This is a genomic window from Mesorhizobium sp. B2-1-3, from assembly GCF_006442495.1.
Lineage (GTDB): Bacteria > Pseudomonadota > Alphaproteobacteria > Rhizobiales > Rhizobiaceae > Mesorhizobium.
Genome location: NZ_VFWL01000009.1, coordinates 110162 through 125316, shown reverse-complemented (window position 1 = coordinate 125316; position 15155 = coordinate 110162). Strand labels below are relative to the sequence as shown.

Below are 15155 nucleotides of genomic sequence, written 5' to 3'. Positions count from 1 at the left end.
TCCCCGACGCCATCGGCCGCTTCGCCCGAAAGCGCCATGGCCTTTATGGCCCGTGCGGGCCAGGGTTCCGTGCCGAAAACGCGGCCGCCGCCGCCCGCGACGGCAGGTCGAGCTTGAGCAATATGTTGGCGACGTGACGCTTGACCGTATGCTCGCTGAGGTTGAGCTCGGCGGCGATCGCGGCATTGCTTTTGCCGTCGGCGATCAGGCTCACCACCTCGCTTTCGCGCGCCGTCAGCGCGGCCGGTTCGGCAGGCCTGGGCTTGGATCGGCAGGCGGGTTCCAGATGCTGCTCGGACGTCGCAAGAACAAACGCCAACGGCTCGTCCAACTCGTCGAGCGCAATGCGTCCGCCATCGATGAAGTGTAGGCCGGAGCCGGTCGCCAGGTCGGAAACCAGCCGCGACGCCAGGATCTCGCCGCGGCTGGCATGGGCCGCAAGTTGTATGGTCACGCGTGCAGTCAAGCCGACCGGCGGTCCGCGCATCTCGATCTCGCCGACATGCACGCCCTGTGCACTGGCCACACCGATCTCCTGCGCCGCTTCGCGCAATGCCGCCGCGCAGCGTATGGCGCGCGCCGGACCGTCGAAGCGCGAGATCATCAGCTCGCCATGCGTGCCTGCGACACGTCCGCCATGGCGCCCCACCAGCAATCGCCAGGTCTCCTGGAATCGCTGGCTGCGCTCGCTCCACATGCGGTCGCCGAGGCGCGCCGTATCGTAGATGCGCGTCACCAGCAATGCGGCGAGCACGCGCTCGCTGTCGGCCACGGCCGGCTCGCCGGTCAGGAATTCCTCGATTAGGTCGGCGACCCGGTCGACGTCACCGGTCCATACCGGGTGGTCGCGCCCGGGGATTTCGACAAGCCGGGCGTTCGGGATCTTCCGGGCGAGAAAGCGGCTGGCATCGGGATCGACGCGCGCGTCGTTGCGGCGGTGGATCAGCAGCGTCGGCGCGCTGATCGCCGAGAGTATGCCGCGCACGTCTATGCCGGCATTCATGCGCGCCAGCGCCGCCGCCGCCGTTGGACTTGCCGACAGCCGCTCGAACCGCGACCACCAGGCGGCAAAGTGACTGTCTTCGACGCGGCCGGGCGCAAAATGCGGCAAGGTGGCGCCTGTGCCCCAGGCGGTTTCCGTCGTCGCGATGAATGCGTCCAGCCGTTCCGGCGGCATCACCCATCGGTGGAAATGGGCATAGCCGCCATAGAGCGCCAGGGCGCGCGTCCGCTCCGGATACGTGGCGGCGAACAGCATGGCCATCGGAGCGCCTTCCGAGGCGCCGAGCAGGGCCGCGCGGCCGCTGCCGGCCGCGTCCATCACCGCACGCACGTCGTCCATGCGCGTTTCGAGGCTGGGGAGATGGTTGGCATCGACGCGGTCGGACAGGCCGGTGCCGCGCTTGTCGAACAGGATCAGCCTTGAGAAGGCGGAAAGCCGTTTCAGCAGCCTGCTATAGCCTTCATCCTCCCAATGCAGGTCGAGATTGGAGATGAAGCCCGGCACGAAGACGAGATCGAACGCGCCTTGGCCGACCACCTGATAGGCGATCCGCACATCGCCGCTACGGGCGTATCGGGTCTCGATCGGCCTCACGAGTTGTTCCGCCCGGCCTGGCGATTTCGGATCGCTGACCATAGCAGAGCTGCGTCGCGTGCGGCAGCTTAAACTTTAGCGGAAGGAAATATAAGCGGACGCGAACCAATGGCTATTTTTGCGAGGCGGCTACGTCGCCTGGGGGAAGCTTGAGCCCGAGCTTCAGATCGGCCTCGGCGGGCGAGACCGGCTGCTTGATCCTGGTCGAGGCAGCCACGACGAGTTCATCGAAGCCGTCGCCGCCGCTGTCCAGCATCTCGAAGAACTGACGCCGCATCCTCGGCTCCCAGAATTTGTTGATATGCTCGGCCACCCCGGCCACGCCTTCTTCGCGCGGCCTGGAGTGGAAAAAGGCCGCGATCTGGTTGGCCATCCGCACCAGCTTCTCGCTGGTGCTCATGATGTGGTCTTCGTCATGCGACATGTTTGGCAACTCCGCGAACCACCCGGTCCGGATGGGTGAAAATATCGAAATCGTCGCCGCGAACCAAGGCCACCAGCGTCATGCCGGCCTGTTCGGCGGTGCGGACGGCGAGCGCGGTCGGCGCAGAGACGGCAATGATGAAGGGCGAGCCGATCGTCGCCGTCTTCTGCACCATCTCGACGGAGACGCGCGACGTCACCACTACCGCGCCGGTCGCGCCGTCGATGCCGGCCTTGGCCAATGCACCGGCCAGCTTGTCCAGTGCGTTGTGACGGCCGACATCCTCGCGCGCAATGACGGTGCCCTTGCCGGGGATATAGAAGCCGGCGGCGTGCACCGCGCCCGTCTCGCTGTGCAGCGGCTGCATCCTGGAGAGAAGCTTGACGGAACGGACGATGTCGCCGGCATCAAGCGTAAGTTTAGACGCACCAACCGAATCGACCGCGCGCATCGCTTCCTCGATGGATTCGATGCCGCAGAGCCCGCAGCCAACCGGTCCGGCGAGCCTGCGCCGCCGCGCCTCGAAGCGCGTGTTGGCCTGGTCCTTCAGTCGAATCTGGATGTCGATGCCGGCGCCTAGATCCTCGACCTCGATCGCCTCGATCTCTTCGGGTGAAGCGATGATGCCTTCGGTCAGCGAGAAACCGAGCGCGAAATCCTTCAAATCGGCCGGGCTCGCCATCATCACCGCGTGCGCCGTGCCGGCAAAGGAGAACGCCACCGGCGTTTCTTCCGGCACCATGCGGCGGGCCGCTGCCGTGCCGCTGGCGCGGCGAGCGAGACGGGACATTTCGGTGATGGCGAGGCGTTTGCGGGTCACGAGACGCACCCCTCAAGCCTTTCCTCATCCCGGTCGATCGGGGAAGGGGTATCGAGTGAAGCTCGACGCAATGGTGGTCGATCAACCATCAAGATTGAAGCTCTTATTGTCGAATGTCTCGTCCAAGTCTACTCCGCCGCTTCCAGCGGGGCGATGCGGCGGCTGTTGCGCGCTTGCTCGTCATAGTCGCGTTGCCATTCCGATGGTCCGTTGGAGGCACCGACCTGCACCGCCGTCACCTTATATTCCGGACAGTTGGTCGCCCAGTCCGAAAAGTCCGTGGTGATGACGTTGGCCTGTGTGTCGGGATGGTGGAAGGTCGTATAGACCACGCCCGGTGACACCCTGTCGGTGATCTGCGCGCGCAGCGTCGTCTCGCCGGAGCGGCTGGTCAGCCGCACCCAGTCGCCGTCGCGCAGGCCACGGTTCTCGGCGTCGTGCGGATGGATCTCCAGCCGGTCCTCGGAGTGCCACATGATATTGTCGGTGCGCCGCGTTTGCGCGCCGACATTGTACTGCGACAGGATCCGGCCGGTGGTCAAAAGCAGCGGGAAGCGCGGCCCGGTTCGCTCGTCCGTCGCCACATATTCGGTGCGGATGAACTTGCCCTTGCCGCGCACGAAGCCGTCGACATGCATGATGGGGGTGCCGAGTGGCGCCTTCTCATTGCAGGGCCACTGCACCGACCCGACGCGGTCGAGCAACTCGAACGAGACGCCGGCGAAGCTCGGCGTCGTCTTGGCGATCTCGTCCATGATCTCGGACGGATGCATATAGTTCCAGTCGAGCCCGATGGCGCGGGCAAGCTCCTGCGTCGCTTCCCAGTCGGCGTAGCGCGCCTTCGGCTCCAGCACCTTGCGCACCATGTTGATGCGGCGCTCGGCATTGGTGAAGGTGCCGTCCTTCTCGAGGAAGGTCGAGCCCGGCAGGAACACATGCGCGTAGTTCGCCGTCTCGTTGAGGAAGAGATCGTGCACGACCACGCATTCCATCGCGGCCAGGCCGGCGGCGACATGCTTGGTGTCAGGATCGGACTGCAGGATGTCCTCGCCCTGGATGTAGATGCCCTTGAAGGAGCCGTCGACGGCTGCATCCAGCATGTTGGGGATGCGCAGCCCCGGTTCGTCGTCCAGCTTCACGCCCCACAGGCTTTCATAGATGTCGCGCACCGCGTCGCCCGAGACATGGCGATAGCCTGGCAGTTCGTGCGGGAAGGAGCCCATGTCGCACGAGCCCTGCACGTTGTTCTGGCCGCGCAGCGGGTTCACGCCGACGCCCGGGCGACCGATATTGCCGGTGGCCATGGCGAGATTGGCAATCGCCATCACCGTGGTCGAGCCCTGGCTGTGCTCGGTGACGCCGAGGCCGTAGTAGATCGCCCCGTTGCCGCCCTTGGCGTAGAGACGTGCCGCACCGCGGATCAGTTCGGGATCGACGCCGGACAGCTTGCCGACGGTTTCGGGGCTGTTCTCCGGCAGGGCGACGAAGGACGCCCAGTCCTGGAATTCCGTCCAGTCACAGCGCTCGCGGATGAAGGCCTCGTCGAACAGGCCTTCGGTGACGATGACATGTGCCAGCGCCGTCAGCACGGCGACATTGGTGCCGGGCTTCAGCGGCAGGTGGTAGTCGGCTTCGACATGCGCCGACTTGACCATCTCGGTGCGGCGCGGGTCGAGCACGATCAGCTTGGCGCCCTGGCGCAGCCGCTTCTTCAGCCGCGAGGCGAAAACCGGGTGTGCGGAAGCCGGATTGGCGCCGATGATGACGGCGACGTCGGTGAATTCGACGGAATCGAAATCCTGCGTGCCGGCCGAGGTGCCGTAGGTCTGGCCGAGCCCGTAGCCGGTCGGCGAATGGCAGACGCGCGCGCAGGTATCGACATTGTTGTTGCGGAAGCCTTGGCGCACCAGCTTCTGGACCAGATAGGTCTCCTCATTGGTGCAGCGCGACGAGGTGATGCCGCCGATCGCCGTGCGTCCATACTGGTACTGGATGCGGCGGAACTCCTTGGCCGTGTGGGCGATCGCCTCCTCCCAACTCACTTCGCGCCAGGGATCGCTCACCTTCTCGCGGATCATCGGCGACAGGATGCGGTCCTTGTGGGTGGCATAGCCATAGGCGAAGCGGCCCTTCACGCAGGAATGGCCGTGATTGGCCTTGCCCTCCTTGTAGGGCATCATGCGGATGACCTCGTCATCCTTCACTTCGGCCTTGAACGAGCAGCCGACGCCGCAATAGGCGCAGGTGGTGACGGCCGAGCGTTCCGGCAGGCCCTTGGCGAGCACTGTCTTCTCACGCAGCGCATCGGTCGGGCAGGCCTGCACGCAGGCGCCGCAGGACACGCATTCGGAAGCAATGAAATCCTCGTGCATGCCGGCGACCATGCGCGATTCGAAGCCGCGGCCCTCGATCGTCAGCGCGAAGGTGCCCTGCACCTCTTCGCAGGCCCGCACGCAACGCGAACAGACGATGCATTGCGCCGGATCATAGGTGAAATACGGGTTGGATTCGTCACGCGCGATGTAGTCGACGGCCAGCGAGCCGTGGCCGGGCGCGACGCCATCCTCCTTGACGTGATTGCGGCCTTCGACGCCGTAGCGATTCTCGGAAAGGCCGACCGACTTCGCCACCGCGTCGAACTCGCTGGCGCCGGTGCCGGCCTTCTCGTTCCAGCCCACCGGATGGTCGGAGACATAGAGCTCCATGACGCCGCGGCGAATGGCATCGAGCCGCTCCGACTGCGTGCGCACCACCATGCCTTCGCCGACGGGCGTCGTGCAGGACGCCGGCGTGCCGCCGCGGCCATCGATCTCGACCAGGCAGACGCGGCAGGAGCCGAAGGAGTCCAGCATGTCCGTGGCGCACAGCTTCGGGATCTCGACCCCGCTTTCCATCGCGGCGCGCATGATCGACGTGCCTTCCGGCACGCTGATGCTGCGGCCGTCGACGGTCAGCGTGATCCGCTTCTCAGCTTTCGATTGCGGAGTTCCGTAGTCGATCTCTTCGATGAGCGTCGGGAAGTCGGCCTTGATGTTCATCTGCCAGGTCCTATTCAGCAGCCACGCGCGCCGGCGCGGGCTTGAAATCCTCGGGGAAATGCGTGATCGAGCTCATCACCGGGTAGGGCGTGAAGCCGCCCAGCGCGCAGAGCGATCCGAACTTCATCGTGTTGCAGAGATCGGTGACCAGGGCGAGGTTCTTCTCCGGCTCGATGCCGGCGGCGAGCCTGTCGATGGTCTCCACCCCGCGCGTCGAGCCGATGCGGCAGGGCGTGCATTTGCCGCAGCTTTCGATGGCGCAGAACTCCATGGCGAAGCGCGCCTGTTTCAGCATGTCGGCGGTGTCGTCGAACACGGTGATGCCGGCATGGCCGATCAGTCCATCGCGCTTGGCGAATTCCTCATAGTCGAACGGCGTGTCGAACAAAGCGCGCGGAAAATAGGCGCCGAGTGGACCGCCGACCTGCACCGCCTTGACCGGCCGGCCGGTGGCCGTGCCGCCGCCGATATCGTCGATGATTTCGCCCAGCGTCATGCCGAAAGCCGCCTCGAACAGGCCACCGCGCTTGACGTTGCCGGCGATCTGGATCGGGATCGTGCCGCGCGAGCGGCCCATGCCGAAATCCTTGTAGTAGGCGGCGCCCTTGTCCATGATGACAGGCACCGAAGCCAGCGAGATGACGTTGTTGATCACCGTAGGCTTGCCGAAAAGGCCTTGGATTGCCGGCAGCGGCGGCTTGGCGCGCACCACGCCGCGCTTGCCTTCCAGGCTGTTCAGAAGCGAGGTCTCCTCGCCGCAGACATAGGCGCCGCCGCCGACGCGGATCTCCATGTCGAAGGCGCTGAGCGAACCGAGCACGTTGACGCCGAGCACCCCGGCCTTGCGGGCGACCTCGACGGCCTTGTTCATGACCGCCACCGCATGCGGATATTCCGAGCGGATGTAGACGAAGCCCTTGGTCGCGCCGGTGGCGATGCCGGCGATCGCCATGCCTTCGATCAGCACGAAGGGATCGCCCTCCATGATCATGCGGTCGGCGAAGGTGGCGCTGTCGCCCTCGTCGGCGTTGCAGACGATGTATTTGCGCTCGGATGTCGTATCGAGCACCGTCTTCCATTTGATACCGGTCGGGAAGCCGGCGCCGCCGCGGCCGCGCAGGCCGGACTCCGTAACCTGGCTGACGATCTCGGCCGGCGCCATGGCCACCGCGTTCTGCAGGCCCTTCAGCCCGCCAAGCGACTTATAGGCGTCGAGTGACAGCGGGTCGTTGATGCCGCAGCGCGCGAAGGTCAGACGGGTCTGCTTGGCCAGGAACGGGATCTTGTCCGGCGCGCCCAGCCAGCGCTTGTGATGGCCGCCGGTGAGAAAGCCGCTGTCGAACAAGCTCTTGACGTCGGAAGGCTTCACCGGCCCGTAGGCGACGCGGCCGTTTGCTGTGGCGACCTCGACCATAGGCTCTAGGAAATAGGCGCCGCGCGATCCATTGCGGACGATCTTGGCCTCAACGCCGCGCTCGGCGAGTTCAGCACGAACAGCCTTGGCGACCCTTTCGGCACCGAGCGCCAGCGCGCCGGAATCGCCGGGAATGTAGATGCGCGGGATCATGAGCGCACCTCCGCGACGATCTCTTCGATCTTCTCGTTGTCGAGCCGCCCGATCACCTCGCCATCGAGCATCGCCGAGGGCGAGCAGGCGCACAGTCCCAAGCAATAAACCGGCTCCAGGGTCACCGAACCGTCTTTCGCCGTCTCGTGGAAATCAATGCCGAGCAATTGCTTGATCCTGGCGGCCACCGCATCGGAACCCATCGACTGGCAAGCTTCGGCCTGGCAGAGCTTGAGCACATGCCGGCCTGCCGGGCGGGCGCGGAAATCGTGATAGAAGGTGACGACGCCGTGCACCTCTGCTCTGGAAAGGTTCAGTCCGTCGGCAATGACCGGGAGTGCTGCCTGCGGCACATGGCCGAACTCTTCCTGAATGTTATGGAGGATCGGCAGCAGCGGACCTTCGAGGTCTTTCATATCCTGGATGATCGCGGCCGTGCGCGATGCGATCTCGGTACTTGCAGGCTGCATCGTCACGCAGCGCCCTCCCTGGTCGGTGGCTTTATCGCTAAGTCTTTACAAAATCAGGAGAAACCCCTGAAATCAATAAAGCGGATCCGTCGCTTGATAGAAATTTTCTATCGAATTCCAGCACCTGCATTTCCTAACCTAGCGGGGGGCACGGAAATCGTCTGCAAGCGCCATCGCCTCGTCCAGCAGCGCCGAAACCAGCGGCGTGTGCGGTTCGCGCAACGCGGCCACCAGCCCGACCGTGTGGCTGGCGTCCGGCTCGACGATCGGGATAGCCCTGATAGGTTCGGAAAAGCCGAACGTTTCCGTGAGGTTGAGCGGCATGATCGAGGACCATTTGCCCGTGCGGATATGCGAGAACAGCACGATCATCGAATTGGATTCCAGCGTCGGCCGGACCTCGACACCGGCCTCGGCCAGGTGCTGGTCGATGATGCGGCGGTTCTGCATGTCCGGGGTTAGCAGGCAGAGCGGCAGGTGGCTGATCTCGGCCCATGTCACCTTGTCGCGGTCGGAATAGGGGTTTCCGATGGCGGTGATCAGCTGATAGCGCTCATCGTAGAGTGGTACGCTGGTCACTCGTCCGAGCGGTTCGTTGTCGAGATAGGTGATGCCGGCGTCTATATCGAAATTGCCGAGCAGCGACAGCACTTCGATCGAGGTCCGGGACAGTACCGAGAAGGTGACGCCGGGGTGTTTTTCGCGGAATGGCGTCGTCAGCCGCGCCACCATGGCGAGCGCGGTGGGAATGGCGGCGATGCGGATACGTCCCGACAAGCCGTGCCGCGCCGCCCGCATCTCCTCGCGCATGGTTCTGGTATCGCCGACGATGCGGCGCGCCCACACCAGCACCTGCTTGCCCTCCGGGGTCAGGCCCTGGAAGCGCGAGCCGCGCAGGACCAGCATCACGCCCAGCTGACCCTCAAGTTGCTTGATGCCGGCCGACAAGGTGGGCTGGGTGACGCCGCACACTTCGGCAGCCCGCCCGAAATGCTCTTCCTTGGCCAGCGCGATGAAAAATTCCAGCTTGTCGATCATATCTGAAGCTAACCGCCGCCGCCGCACCGCGCCAGAGGGCTGCCGGCCACTGCGATGTAGATCGCCCCAAGCCGATGCTTGATCGCAGAAACCTATCGGTCGACGAGATTGAGGATGTTACCGTCCGGATCCTTGAACCAGGCGACCTTCATGCCGTGACCGACATGGATGTCGCCTTCCAGTGTCAGGCCGGGCATCTCGTAGTGTTCGAAGGCAACGCCCTTCGATTTCAGCCCGCTGACGACGGTGTCGATCTCATCGCCGACCGTCCACGTCACCGCCGTCGCCTTGTTGGTTCCGGCGAACTGAGAGCGATAGACGTTGATCGTGGTGTCGCCGCTTTTGTACACGATCAGTTCGCCACCCTCGTCATGCACCTGTTTCAGGCCGAGCGTCCCCTCATAGAAAGCCTTTGCCTTCGCCAGGTCTTTCACCGCGAGGTTGGCCGTCGCGTTGCTGTTTGCAAGCATGATCGTTTCTCCTTCGCTGCTTGTCGTCCCCGGCGTCTCCTTGGAAATAGGTCGCCCCCGTCGCTTGACGAGCCCCGCTTTGCCGGCGATGGCCGGTAATTGCCGTTCGCGAGCGGTGCTTGCAATTGGCTGCATCCACATCTTTCAGCCGGCTTACTGTTCCCCATGGGCGCATGCGGCGCTATGTGGATGGAACTGGTGCGCCGGGAGGGACGAACATGCTGGGCTGGTTCCGCAAGCTGTTGCCGCGCGAAGATCGCTTCTTCGACCTGTTCGAGCGGCATTCCCGCACGGTGGTCGGCGGCGCGGAGGCCCTGCAGCAGCTCCTCCTGGGCAAGGACATCGAGCATTGGTGCGAAAAGATCGTCGATCTCGAGGACGAAGCCGACCATATCACCGCCGAAGTCCTGCTTGCCGTGCGGCGCTCATTCATCACGCCTTTCGACCGCGGCGATATCAAGGACCTGATCCAGTCGATGGATGACGCCATCGACATGATGCACAAGACCGTCAAGACGGTGCGGCTGTTCGAGAAGAGGGAATTCGATCCGCTGATGCAGGAAATGGGCGCCGTCATTGTCGATGCCGCTAGGCTCGTCGCGGAGGCGATCCCGCTGCTGGCCAAGGTCGGCGCCAACAGTGCGCGCCTGAACGAACTCGCCGAGGAAGTCATGCGTGCCGAAGGCCGAGCCGACGATCTGCATGAGCAGGGCCTGAAGGATCTCTTCAGGCGGCACGGCCGCAGCGATGCGATGGCCTATCTGATCGGCTCGGAGATCTATGGCCAATTGGAGAAGGTGGTCGACCGCTTCGAGGACGTCGCCAACGAGATCAGCGGCATCGTCATCGAGAACGTCTAGGCGATGGAAGTCGCGATCGCCTTTCCCCTGCTGGTCGGCCTCGTCGCCGTCGCGCTGTTCTTCGATTTCCTCAACGGCCTGCACGACGCCGCCAACTCGATCGCCACCATTGTCTCGACCCGGGTGCTGAGACCGCATTACGCGGTGTTCTGGGCGGCCTTCTTCAATTTCATCGCCTTCATGTTCTTTGGCCTTCATGTCGCCGAAACCGTGGGCAAGGGTATCATCGATGCAAGCATCGTCACCCCGGCGGTGATCTTCGCCGCCCTGGTCGGCGCCATCGTCTGGAATATCGTCACCTGGATCGCCGGCATCCCGTCGAGCAGTTCGCATGCGCTGATCGGCGGATTGGTGGGGGCAGGCGTCGCAAAGGCCGGCACGGGTGCCATCGTCTGGGCGGGGCTCGGCAAGACGGTCGCCGCCATCGTCCTGTCGCCGGCGACGGGCTTTGTCCTGGCGCTTCTCCTGATCCTGGTGGTTTCCTGGCTGTTCGTGCGCCAGACGCCGTTCGCCGTCGACAGTACCTTCCGTGTCATGCAGTTCTTTTCCGCCTCCCTCTATTCGCTCGGTCATGGCGGCAACGATGCGCAAAAGACCATGGGCATCATCGCCGTGCTGCTCTATTCCCAAGGCATGCTCGGAACGGATTTCTACGTGCCGCTCTGGGTGGTCCTGACTTGCCAGTCGGCATTGGCGCTGGGCACGCTGTTCGGCGGTTGGCGCATCGTCCACACGATGGGCTCGAAGATCACCAGGCTCAACCCGATGCAGGGATTCTGCGCCGAGACCGGCGGCGCCATCACCCTCTTCGCCGCGACATGGCTCGGTGTTCCGGTTTCGACCACGCACACCATCACCGGCGCCATCATCGGCGTCGGCGCCGCCCGCCGTGTCTCGGCGGTGCGCTGGGGCATAGCCGGCAACATCGTCATCGCATGGGTCGTCACCTTGCCGGCGACGGCGGCGATTTCTGCACTGACCTATCTGGCGGTTCGCCTGGCAGGCTGATGTCGCGGCCTGGCGCTTGGAGCCGCCGGCGATCTGCACTATGTGAGCAGCAGCCGAACGCCAGGGAAGCAACAGCCATGTCCGTCACCAAGGAAACCGTCATCGAGCGCCTGAAAACGGTCAATGGCCCCGATTTCACCGGCAACATCGTCGACCTCGGCATGGTTTCCGAGATTTTCATCGCCGATTCGAAAGTGTTCTTCTCGATCACCGTTCCGGCCGCCAGGGCGCAGGAGATGGAGCCATTGCGCGCCGCGGCCGAGCGTGTCGTGAAAGCTATTCCTGGTGTCGCCGGCGCCGTCGTCGCCTTGACGGCGGAGAAGAAGGGCGGCGGCATGGAGGCGCCTGTCGCGGCGCGCCCGGCGCCACGTCCCGCCCCGCCCGTTGCCGCGCCGCGCCCGGCGCCCCATGCGCCTGCCTCGCACAGCCAGGGCAAGCGCGGCGTGCCCGGCATCGAGGCGATCATCGCGGTTGCGTCCGGCAAGGGCGGTGTCGGCAAGTCGACCACAGCCGTCAATCTGGCCCTCGGCCTCGCCGCCAACGGGCTGAAAGTGGGCGTGCTCGATGCCGACATCTATGGCCCGTCCATGCCAAGGCTGCTCAACATCCGCGGCCGGCCGCAGACCGTCGACGGCAAGATCCTGAAACCGATGCAGAATTACGGTCTCAAGGTGATGTCGATGGGCTTCCTCGTCGACGAGGAAACGCCGATGATCTGGCGCGGGCCGATGGTGATGTCGGCGCTGACGCAGATGCTGCGCGAAGTCGAATGGGGGCCGCTCGACGTGCTCGTCGTCGATATGCCCCCTGGCACCGGTGACGCCCAGCTCACCATGGCCCAGCAGGTGCCGTTGGCCGGCGCGGTCATCGTCTCGACGCCGCAGGATCTGGCCCTGATCGATGCTCGCAAGGGCCTCAACATGTTCAGGAAAGTCGACGTGCCGCTGCTCGGCATCGTCGAGAACATGAGCTATTTCCTCGCCCCCGACACCGGCAAGCGCTACGACATCTTCGGCCATGGCGGCGCACGCCGTGAGGCCGAGCGCCTCGGCGTCACCTTCCTTGGCGAGGTGCCGCTGGAGATGGGCATTCGCGAAAGCTCGGATGAAGGTGCGCCGGTGGTGGCATCGAAGCCCGACAGTGCCGAAGCGAAGATCTATCGCGATATCGCTTCGAAGGTCTGGGACAGGGTCAACGAAGAGCGCGGCGCGGCCGCGGACGCCGTGCCGAGCATCGTCTTCGAGTAATGTCGTCCAGGGGCGCTAACGCTGGATAGACCAGCCTAAGCAGCCCCCACCTTCTCGCCGAAGCTCGAAAAGAACTGTCCCGCCAGTTTCTTCGAGGTCGATTCGATCAGCCGACTGCCGAGCTGGGCGATCTTGCCGCCGACTTCGGCCTTGGCGGCGTATTTGAGCACCGTCGCGTCCGCCCCATCCTCGGTCAGCGTCACGTCGGCGCCGCCCTTGGCGAAGCCGGCGATGCCGCCCTTGCCTTCGCCCTGGATCGTGTAGGCATGCGGGGGATTGAGATTTCTCAGCGTCACCTCGCCGTTGAAGGTCGCCTTGATCGGGCCGATCTTCAGCACCACCGTCGCCGCCATCTCAGTCGGCGACTTCATTTCGAGGCTCTGGCAGCCGGGGATGCTTTCTCTCAGCACCGCCGGATCGTTCAGCGCTTCCCAAACTTTCTGGAGGGGTGCGGCGATGCGCTCCTCGCCCTCGATCACCAAAGCCATCAGAACCTCCCGGACGACCAATGTCGGATTGTTGGTAGCGTGCGGCCCGATTGATGTCTATCGCACCAAAGTCCGGATTCAGATCACGCGTGCCCCTTGCCTGCATCCGCGCGTTGTCATATCGATTTGTCATACAAATACGGAGACCATGATGGCTGGCGCCCCCACAGGAAAGAAAAAGTTTCGCTCGCAGGAGTGGTTCGACAACCCCGACAATCCGGGCATGACGGCACTTTATCTGGAGCGCTACCTGAATTACGGGCTGACGCGCGCCGAACTGATGTCGGGCAAGCCGCTGATCGGCATTGCCCAGACCGGTTCCGACCTGTCGCCTTGCAATCGCCACCACATCGAGCTCGCCAAACGCGTGCGCGAAGGCATCGTCTCGATGGGCGGCATTCCTTTCGAATTCCCGTGCCACCCGATCCAGGAGACCGGCAAGCGCCCGACCGCAGCTCTCGACCGCAACCTTGCCTATCTCAGCCTGGTAGAAGTGCTCTATGGCTATCCGCTTGACGGCGTCGTGCTCACCATCGGCTGCGACAAGACGACGCCGGCGCTGTTGATGGCGGCGGCGACCGTCAACATTCCGGCCATAGCGCTGTCGGTCGGTCCGATGCTTAACGGCTGGCACAAGGGCAAGCGCACCGGTTCGGGCACCATCGTCTGGGAATCGCGCCAGCGCCTGTCGGCCGGCGAGATCGGCTACGACGAGTTCATGGACATCGTCGCCTCCTCGGCGCCGTCCACCGGCTACTGCAACACCATGGGCACCGCCACCACCATGAACTCGCTGGCCGAGGCGCTCGGCATGCAGCTGCCGGGTTCGGCCGCGATTCCGGCTCCTTATCGCGAGCGCGGCCAGATCGCCTACGAGACGGGAAAACGCATCGTCGATATGGTGCACGAGGATTTGAAGCCCTCCGACATCATGACGCGCAAGGCGTTCGAGAACGCCATCGTCGTCAATTCGGCGATCGGCGGCTCCACCAACGCGCCGATCCATCTCAACGCCATCGCCCGCCATCTCGGCGTGCCGCTCGACAATGACGACTGGCAGAAGATCGGCCTCGACGTGCCGCTCATCGTCAATCTCCAGCCGACGGGCGAATATCTGGGCGAGGACTACCATCACGCGGGCGGCGTGCCGGCCGTGGTGGCGGAGCTCATGAAAGCCGGGCTGCTGCCGCATCCGGATGCTCTGACCGCCAACGGCAAGACAATGGGCGACAATTGCCGCGATGCCGTCAACGAGAACCGCGAGGTCATCCGCACTGTCGCCGAGCCGCTGAAGGCCAATGCCGGCTTCATCAATCTCAAGGGCAATCTGTTCGATTCGGCAATCATGAAGACCAGCGGCATCTCGCCCGAATTCCGCGAGCGCTATCTCTCCAACCCGAAGGACCCCGAGGCCTTCGAGGGCAATGCCATGGTCTTCGACGGTCCGGAGGATTACCACGCCCGCATCGACGACCCGGCGCAAGGGATCGACGAGCACACCATCCTGTTCATGCGCGGCGCCGGTCCGGTCGGCTATCCCGGCGGCGCCGAGGTCGTCAACATGCAGCCGCCGGCCTATCTCATCAAGAAGGGCATCCACGCGCTGGCCTGCATCGGCGACGGCCGCCAGTCCGGCACGTCAGGCTCGCCCTCCATCCTCAACGCCTCGCCGGAAGCCGCCATCGGCGGGGGGCTTGCGTTGCTCAAGACAGGCGACCGCGTTCGCATCGACCTGAAAAAGGGCACGGCCAACATTCTCGTCACCGATGACGAGATCACCCGCCGCCGCGCCGAGCTGCAGAACAATGGCGGCTACCATTATCCCGAGCACCAGACACCATGGCAGGAAATCCAGCGCGGTATGGTCGACCAGTTCTCGGGCGGCATGGTGCTGAAACCGGCGGTGAAATACCAGGACGTCGCTCATACGAAGGGCGTGCCCCGGGACAATCACTGATTATTCCCCGGACAATCATCGATCGTTTCAAGCGATAATTGACGGATAGCGATCGCCGATCGGCGGCCTGATCGGCCGCCGGTCGTCTTTCCGTTTCGCGGCCTGCCACAGGCCGGGGACATTGCGTCCTTGACAAGCCTGCCCAACAAATCCACCATCGCTGCAAGGGGT

The 15155-nt window shown here is 64.3% G+C and carries 13 protein-coding genes; 4 read left to right on the top strand and 9 right to left on the bottom strand.

Going from position 1 to position 15155, the window contains the following annotated elements; genetic code table 11:
- Window positions 1-43: 43 nt before the first annotated feature.
- From FJ973_RS16810 to FJ973_RS16775, 8 genes are all read right to left on the bottom strand, one after another.
- Window positions 44-1597 (bottom strand): alpha/beta fold hydrolase, encoded by a 1554-nt coding sequence (locus FJ973_RS16810; protein ID WP_140556817.1) that lies wholly within the window; start codon window positions 1595-1597, stop codon window positions 44-46.
- A gap of 112 nt (window positions 1598-1709) precedes the next feature.
- The gene (locus tag FJ973_RS16805) at window positions 1710-2021 is read right to left on the bottom strand and encodes a formate dehydrogenase subunit delta (RefSeq protein WP_140497046.1); all 312 of its coding nucleotides are present in this window, start codon (window positions 2019-2021) and stop codon (window positions 1710-1712) included.
- Window positions 2011-2841 carry a formate dehydrogenase accessory sulfurtransferase FdhD gene (gene fdhD, locus FJ973_RS16800; protein ID WP_140556816.1) on the bottom strand — a complete coding sequence of 277 codons (831 nt, stop codon included), beginning with the start codon at window positions 2839-2841 and terminating at the stop codon, window positions 2011-2013. The genes FJ973_RS16805 and fdhD overlap by 11 nt, the downstream gene beginning before the upstream one ends.
- Window positions 2842-2969: 128 nt before the next feature.
- On the bottom strand, window positions 2970-5879 hold the full coding sequence (fdhF, locus tag FJ973_RS16795) for a formate dehydrogenase subunit alpha (protein WP_140523688.1): 2910 nt from the start codon (window positions 5877-5879) through the stop codon (window positions 2970-2972).
- A 10-nt stretch (window positions 5880-5889) separates the two neighbouring features.
- Entirely contained in the window at window positions 5890-7446 is a 1557-nt protein-coding gene (locus FJ973_RS16790) for an NADH-quinone oxidoreductase subunit NuoF (RefSeq protein WP_140556814.1), read from the bottom strand.
- Entirely contained in the window at window positions 7443-7922 is a 480-nt protein-coding gene (locus FJ973_RS16785; protein WP_140556813.1) for a formate dehydrogenase subunit gamma, read from the bottom strand. Before FJ973_RS16785 ends, FJ973_RS16790 begins: the two co-directional genes overlap by 4 nt.
- A gap of 132 nt (window positions 7923-8054) precedes the next feature.
- Complete coding sequence (locus tag FJ973_RS16780; protein WP_140556811.1) at window positions 8055-8954, bottom strand: LysR family transcriptional regulator; 900 nt, start codon at window positions 8952-8954, stop codon at window positions 8055-8057.
- 92 nt (window positions 8955-9046) lie between these two features.
- Window positions 9047-9424, bottom strand: a complete 378-nt coding sequence (locus tag FJ973_RS16775) for a VOC family protein (protein ID WP_140556809.1) — start codon at window positions 9422-9424, stop codon at window positions 9047-9049.
- A 218-nt stretch (window positions 9425-9642) separates the two neighbouring features.
- Here FJ973_RS16775 and FJ973_RS16770 point away from each other — a divergent pair, with 218 nt between their 5' ends.
- From FJ973_RS16770 to FJ973_RS16760, 3 genes are all read left to right on the top strand, one after another.
- Window positions 9643-10284: a DUF47 domain-containing protein gene (locus tag FJ973_RS16770; RefSeq protein WP_140497032.1), complete on the top strand. Its 642-nt coding sequence runs from the start codon at window positions 9643-9645 to the stop codon at window positions 10282-10284.
- Window positions 10285-10287: 3 nt separating this feature from the next.
- Window positions 10288-11292 (top strand): inorganic phosphate transporter, encoded by a 1005-nt coding sequence (locus FJ973_RS16765; protein ID WP_140497030.1) that lies wholly within the window; start codon window positions 10288-10290, stop codon window positions 11290-11292.
- A 77-nt stretch (window positions 11293-11369) separates the two neighbouring features.
- On the top strand, window positions 11370-12539 hold the full coding sequence (locus tag FJ973_RS16760; RefSeq protein ID WP_140497028.1) for an Mrp/NBP35 family ATP-binding protein: 1170 nt from the start codon (window positions 11370-11372) through the stop codon (window positions 12537-12539).
- 35 nt (window positions 12540-12574) lie between these two features.
- Here the strand turns inward: FJ973_RS16760 and FJ973_RS16755 are convergent, their stop codons facing one another.
- A complete protein-coding gene (locus FJ973_RS16755; RefSeq protein ID WP_140497026.1) occupies window positions 12575-13027 on the bottom strand; it encodes a carbon monoxide dehydrogenase subunit G in 453 nt (150 codons plus the stop codon).
- Between the two features lie 151 nt (window positions 13028-13178).
- Between FJ973_RS16755 and FJ973_RS16750 the strand changes: the two genes are divergently transcribed.
- Complete coding sequence (locus tag FJ973_RS16750) at window positions 13179-14984, top strand: IlvD/Edd family dehydratase (RefSeq protein WP_140497024.1); 1806 nt, start codon at window positions 13179-13181, stop codon at window positions 14982-14984.
- Window positions 14985-15155 lie beyond the last annotated feature (171 nt).

Bases quoted from the DNA above. Each gene is read 5' to 3' on its own strand.
- FJ973_RS16755 (WP_140497026.1), bottom strand. From the start codon at position 13,027: ATGGCTTTGGTGATCGAGGGCGAGGAGCGCATCGCCGCACCCCTCCAG.
- FJ973_RS16805 (WP_140497046.1), bottom strand. From the start codon at position 2,021: ATGTCGCATGACGAAGACCACATCATGAGCACCAGCGAGAAGCTGGTG.
- FJ973_RS16775 (WP_140556809.1), bottom strand. From the start codon at position 9,424: ATGCTTGCAAACAGCAACGCGACGGCCAACCTCGCGGTGAAAGACCTG.
- FJ973_RS16765 (WP_140497030.1), top strand. From the start codon at position 10,288: ATGGAAGTCGCGATCGCCTTTCCCCTGCTGGTCGGCCTCGTCGCCGTC.
- FJ973_RS16790 (WP_140556814.1), bottom strand. From the start codon at position 7,446: ATGATCCCGCGCATCTACATTCCCGGCGATTCCGGCGCGCTGGCGCTC.
- FJ973_RS16760 (WP_140497028.1), top strand. From the start codon at position 11,370: ATGTCCGTCACCAAGGAAACCGTCATCGAGCGCCTGAAAACGGTCAAT.
- fdhF (WP_140523688.1), bottom strand. From the start codon at position 5,879: ATGAACATCAAGGCCGACTTCCCGACGCTCATCGAAGAGATCGACTAC.
- FJ973_RS16750 (WP_140497024.1), top strand. From the start codon at position 13,179: ATGGCTGGCGCCCCCACAGGAAAGAAAAAGTTTCGCTCGCAGGAGTGG.
- FJ973_RS16770 (WP_140497032.1), top strand. From the start codon at position 9,643: ATGCTGGGCTGGTTCCGCAAGCTGTTGCCGCGCGAAGATCGCTTCTTC.
- FJ973_RS16780 (WP_140556811.1), bottom strand. From the start codon at position 8,954: ATGATCGACAAGCTGGAATTTTTCATCGCGCTGGCCAAGGAAGAGCAT.